Raw genomic sequence first — 5,866 nt, 5'->3', positions numbered from 1 at the left:
TGTTTGAAGTACGTGTAGAATTAGTCAATTCAGAAAACTCAGCAATACCTTTGAACTATAATGGAATGGCCTACACTTTATTTGCTGGACCTCAGATAGGCCCAGAATTTCAAAAATTGGACGGTAGAAATGAGTTTAGAAAATACTACTCTCTTTCAGGTGATAAGAGGGAAGAACATAAGCTGAAAAAAGGCTCGGAGGAATCAGCTGAGCAGATAAAATGGGCTGCTATTGTGGGTAAGTATTTTACTATGATTGGTATTCCAGGTTCCGGAACATCCAACATCATCTGGTCAAAATCACCAAGAGATGGCCTTTTAGAAACTTCAGAAATGTTTTTTGTCAGATCAACTACTAAAAGATCCAGTATTAAAGATGTTTATCGCTTTTATATAGGACCCAAGAATGACAGCAATTTAGCGAAGTACAACATGGCATCTGATAATGTCTTCGGAATTTCAGATATGTATCTTGATAAAGCTGTTGATTCAAGTTCCTGGCTGGGATGGCTTGAATTTATCCTCAAATTTTTTATGGAAACTTTTTACAAACTGATTCCTAATTATGGTATTGCCATTATTTTGTTAACTATATTGATTAAGGTTATTTTCTTTCCGATTACACATAAAAGTTATGAATCAACCGGGAAAATGCAGAGTATTCAGCCCAAAATCAAGGAAATACAAGCAAAATATAAAAATGATCCTAATAAACTGAACAAGGAAACAGCGGCCCTTTATAAAGCAGAGGGAGTTAATCCCATGGGTGGATGCCTACCTCTGGTTATTCAGATGCCAATCTTCTTTGCCTTGTACGGTTTGTTGAATAAATATTTTGATTTAAGAGGTGCTGTATTTATACCGGGTTGGATTACAGACCTGTCTGCTCCAGAATCAATCTTAAATTTTGGAAACTTTACCTTACCACTATTGGGTTGGAATGATCTGAGACTATTGCCACTTCTGTATCTGGGAACCCAGCTGCTCATGAGCAAGTTTACTCAGGCTCCTGGTGGAGGTGGCGGACAGAGTGCCATGCAGACAAAAATGCTTACTCTAGGAATGCCCATCATGTTTTTCTTTATCTTGTACGATATGCCTTCGGGATTGCTTATTTACTGGACATTTTCAAATATCCTGACAGCTGCCCAGCAGGCTTATATCAGTCAAAAAAACAAGAAAAAAGCTTGAACACAGAGTAAGCTCCTGAATATAGAAAATCGATAACCAGGAGTTATTTTATGGTAAAAGAATATGAAGCCAAGACTGAACGGGAGGCTATTGAAAAAGCTGCTGCAGATCTTGGAATGGAACAGGATCAGTTTGATGTTGAGATTCTTGAATCTCAACAGCACGGCTTTTTCTTTAAGAGAGGATCTGTAAAAATCAAGGTTTATGTGGATGAGCCTCATCAAGTGCGAATGGAAGCTATTGAGCCTTCCGGTGATATTGAAAAGCAGTTAATTGAATTTTTAACAAAAACAATAGAACACATGGGTTATCCTGGAGAAGTTTCTATTACTTTCAGAGAAAAAGGCAAAATTGGTGTGGATATTAAATCTGAACATTCAGCCATTCTGATTGGTAAGAAAGGTAAAAATCTGGATGCTCTTCAGATGCTTGTGAATGTTTTTGCCAGTAAGATCGGTGGAAGCAGCTATAGTGGAAAGGTCATCATTGATACTGAAAACTACAGACAACGCCGGGAAGAAAATCTGATTCGTCTGGCAACAAAAACGGCGGGACAGGTTTGTAAAAGCAAATCATCTAAATTGCTTGAACCTATGAATCCATTTGAAAGAAGACTGATTCATATGGCCCTTAACGAGATGGATGAAGTCATGACCAAGAGTGAAGGTGAAGGCCTTTACAAGCAGGTAAGAATAATCTACAAAGGCAGCAATAGCTGATAATACAGTAGAAAAGTCAAAAAACCCGGGTAAGCCCCGGGTTTTTTTATGTGCATTAACACTTTATGAGAACATGGAAAGGAGTGTTTTCTTCAATTCATCACTCTTGTTGGAAATTAGTATGCATTTTTTGTCAAGATTTTTTACGGCCAGAAGAGATTCCGGGAGTTCAGGTTTAACTCCGACAGCTTTTTCAAAAACTTCTGTGAACTTTCCAGGGTGTGCTGTAGACAATACTGTTATATTCGAGGAACTATCAGACATTTCCATGGCTGCCTTTATACCCACTGCTGTATGGGGGCATATAGCATAGTCGTATGTATCAGCCACCATCTTCATGGTTTTTAAAGTGTCTTTGTCATCCACCATTATTCCCTGAACATCCAATCTCATCCTTTTTATATCATTTTCATACAGGATCTGCATTCGTTCGAAATTACTAGGGGCTCCTACATCCATTGCGTTAGAAAAGGTCTGAACAGAGGCTTTTGGATTATAAACGCCATTTTTAAGATAGGCTGGTACAATATCATTTTTATTTGTGGCAGCTATGAATTGATCAACATTTAATCCCCAGGATTTTGCATACAACCCGGCAGTCAGATTGCCGAAGTTTCCGCTGGGAACACAAAACCGGACGGGCTTTTTCCCTGATCTGAGTCTGCATTCTGCCCAGATATAGTAAAAAGACTGGGGTATCAAGCGTCCAAGATTAATGGAATTGGCAGAGGACAGATTTATTCCTTTCAGGCCGGTATCGGTGAATGAGTCTTTAACCATCTTTTGACAGTCATCGAAGGATCCCATCACTTCAAGGGCATGTATATTATTACCAAGAGTGGTCATCTGCTTCTCCTGAAGTGGACTCACACGCCCGGAAGGATAGAGAATGACAACCTCAATATTTGCCTTGTTATAGAAGGCTCTTGCTACGGCACTGCCTGTATCTCCCGAAGTTGCTGTCAGGATGACAGCCTTACGATCATTATTTGCCAAAAAATATTCCATGGAATTTGCCAGAAAAGAAGCTCCGAAGTCTTTAAAGGCAGAACTGGGACCGTGGTAGAGTTCGAGGATGTTAATGCGGTCATTCAATTTTTTAAGTTTGGGAGAAAAAGGGAAAGCCTGTTGTGCCAGTATCAGGGCATCAGATTCCGGTATCTCATCCCCTAAAAGACTGCTGATCATAGTGGATGCTATGTCCTGGAAAGAGCTGTTTGAGCTAAAGTCTGAAAATATGGATTTCAGGTCAACTGTCTCCAAGGGATAATATAGTCCACCATCGGGGGATAATCCCTGAAAAAGAGCCTCTTGAAAGCTGACAATATGATCTTTATTTCTGGTGCTTGCAAATTTCATTTTCATTCCTTAACGGGACTTACCCTATGAATTTTTTATGAACAGCAATGAGGGCTGAATCTCTATCTTTCTGCTGAATTACAAAAGAAATATTCCTCTCTGAAGAACCCTGTGCTATAGCAAGAATATTTATATTAGCATCTCCAACGGCACTGAACAATTTTCCTGTCAGACCGGCCTGGCCTTTCATATTCTCTCCAATGACAGCAATGATAACCAGTTGATCCACAATTTGAATATTCTGAATTCTTCTATTGTGAATGGCAGACTTAAGATTCTTATTGAGCATCTTGACGGCTGCATCTGTTTCTTCACTGCGGCAGAGGATTGAAATGCTGTGTTCTGATGAAGCCTGAGTTATCATGATGATATTAACATCGGCATCGGATAGAGACATAAATATTTGAGAAGCCATCCCGGGCATCCCCATCATTCCACCTCCTTCAATATTGATAAGAGAAAGGTCATCAATAGAGGCAATTCCGGTAATAATCCTATCTTTCTTCGTGAAATTACTGGTTATAACCGTTCCCTCGGCAGATGGGTTCAGGGTGTTTTTGATATATACGGGTATATTCTTGTCTGTTGTTGGAATCAGAGTATAGGGATGAATGACTTCGGCACCGAAAAAAGAGAGCTCCATGGCTTCCTCTATACTCAGCTGAGGAATAACAAAGGCATTCTTAACTACTCTGGGATCGGCTGTGAGTACCCCGTCTACATCGGTCCATATTTCAACACGATCGGCATTTAAGGCCGCCCCAATGATGCTGGCTGTATAATCGCTGCCATTCCTTCCCAGGGTTGTTGTTCTATCGGAATCATCAGATGCAATAAACCCGCAGATGACAGGGATGGATGATTCAATATCAATCAGATTGTGCTGTATTCTTTCGTATGTTTTTTTGAAATCAACATTTCCTTTTCCGTGAGCACTGTCTGTCTTGATTATGTCCCGGGAGTCAATGTAACGGGCGTTGATGCCAATATGGTTCAGATAGGCAGTTACCTGATAGCAGTTTAGCCTTTCTCCGAAACTCATAATAAGATCCATGGTTTTGGCAGAGCATTCGCGGACTAGTTCTACCCCGTGAAGTATTTCATTCAATTCTACAAACATGGATTCTATCGTATATTCAATTCCTTCTGGCTTTGGATCGATAAATAAATCATTGACACAGTCCAGGTGTTTTTTCCGTATCTTCTCAATATTGTTCTGATACTTTTTATCTCCACTTTCGGCCCATTGAGCAGCTTCGACGAGGGTGTTTGTGACGCCCTTCATAGCCGAGAGGACAAGGCAGAGAGATGTATCCTTATTCTGTTTTACAATTTCAACAGTCTGTTTGATTTTTCCGGCATCCGCCAGGGAACTTCCACCAAATTTCTTAACATTCATCAAGATGAATCCTTTTCCTAGAGTATTTAAATATTTATAACTTTTTTTGATAAAATTATCTATACCCGCAGTATCTAAGCTGATAGGATTGAAGTAAAATAAAGCAACAAATAAACAATTTTTCTCTCATTCCGGGAAAGTATAAAATGGTGATAAATCTATATGCAGAAATATGATATCGAAGGCGGATTTTCTATAAAGGGAAAAATCAGAGCCAGTGGAAACAAGAACGCAGCTCTGCCTTGTATTGCCGCCGTAATTCTTACAGATGAAGTTGTCGAATTAAAGAATATTCCCGACATTGAAGATGTCCGGGTGATGGTTGAAATTCTCGAACATTTGGGTTGTTTCGTTGAGAAAATCGGCAATAATCACCTTAAGTGCCAGATGTTGGATATTAAAAATGAGGTCCCTGAGTCTTTGGCATCTGTTGTGAGAGCCTCCATTCTCTTTGCGGGGCCGCTACTGGCTCGAACTGGAAAAGTCGTGCTTCCACCACCGGGGGGGGATGTGATCGGCCGTAGACGCCTGGATACACATTTTCTGGCATTAACAGCCCTGGGTGGCAGAGTTGATATTGATGGACAGTTTACAATCACCGCGAATAAGCTGGTGGGGGTAGATATTTTCCTGGATGAAGCTTCTGTTACAGCCACAGAAAATGCAATTATGGCGGCTGTATTAGCCCAGGGAAAAACGGTTATCCAGAATGCTGCCTCTGAACCTCATGTCCAGGATCTATGCAGAATGCTGAATGGAATGGGAGCGGAGATAACAGGGATAGGATCAAATTTTCTGACCATCAAGGGTGTAAAAAAGCTGGGAGGCGTTTCCTACAGTATCGGTGCTGATTTTATGGAGGTCGGATCCTATATTGGATTGGCGGCAGTGACCAGGGGAGAGTTGGAAATTACACACTCCAACCCTGAAAATATGAGAATGTGTAAAATTGCTTTTGGTAAACTTGGAATTCACTGGAGCTCAGAGAAGGATACAATTTATGTTCCCCCTAATCAGATCATGAAGGTTTCCAGTGATATGGGTGGAATGATTCCTCAGATTGATGATGCTCCCTGGCCGGGATTTCCACCGGACCTTACAAGTATCATCACAGTCATCGCTACTCAGGTTGAGGGAACAGTTCTTATTCATGAAAAAATGTTTGAATCAAGAATGTTTTTTGTTGATAAGCTTATATC

5 protein-coding genes are annotated in these 5,866 nt (G+C 40.5%); 3 read left to right on the top strand and 2 right to left on the bottom strand.

Going from position 1 to position 5,866, the window contains the following annotated elements; genetic code table 11:
* The coding region (locus PF479_RS10760) for a YidC/Oxa1 family insertase periplasmic-domain containing protein (RefSeq protein ID WP_298006139.1) at window positions 1–1,190 on the top strand (1,190 nt) is incomplete at its 5' end.
* Between the two features lie 50 nt (window positions 1,191–1,240).
* Window positions 1,241–1,909, top strand: a complete 669-nt coding sequence (gene jag / locus PF479_RS10755) for an RNA-binding cell elongation regulator Jag/EloR (protein WP_298006137.1) — start codon at window positions 1,241–1,243, stop codon at window positions 1,907–1,909.
* 63 nt (window positions 1,910–1,972) lie between these two features.
* On the opposite strand, the gene thrC is transcribed toward jag, so the two are convergent.
* A complete protein-coding gene (thrC, locus tag PF479_RS10750; RefSeq protein WP_298006135.1) occupies window positions 1,973–3,268 on the bottom strand; it encodes a threonine synthase in 1,296 nt (431 codons plus the stop codon).
* Between the two features lie 19 nt (window positions 3,269–3,287).
* Complete coding sequence (locus PF479_RS10745) at window positions 3,288–4,667, bottom strand: aspartate kinase (RefSeq protein WP_298006132.1); 1,380 nt, start codon at window positions 4,665–4,667, stop codon at window positions 3,288–3,290.
* A gap of 162 nt (window positions 4,668–4,829) precedes the next feature.
* Between PF479_RS10745 and PF479_RS10740 the strand changes: the two genes are divergently transcribed.
* Window positions 4,830–5,866: UDP-N-acetylglucosamine 1-carboxyvinyltransferase (locus PF479_RS10740; protein ID WP_298006129.1), on the top strand; the 1,037-nt coding region annotated here is incomplete at its 3' end.

The organism is Oceanispirochaeta sp. (assembly GCF_027859075.1).
Taxonomy (GTDB): Bacteria; Spirochaetota; Spirochaetia; order DSM-2461; family DSM-2461; genus Oceanispirochaeta.
Note: the sequence above shows the minus strand (reverse complement) of the source record. Positions and strands in the feature narration are given on the sequence as shown.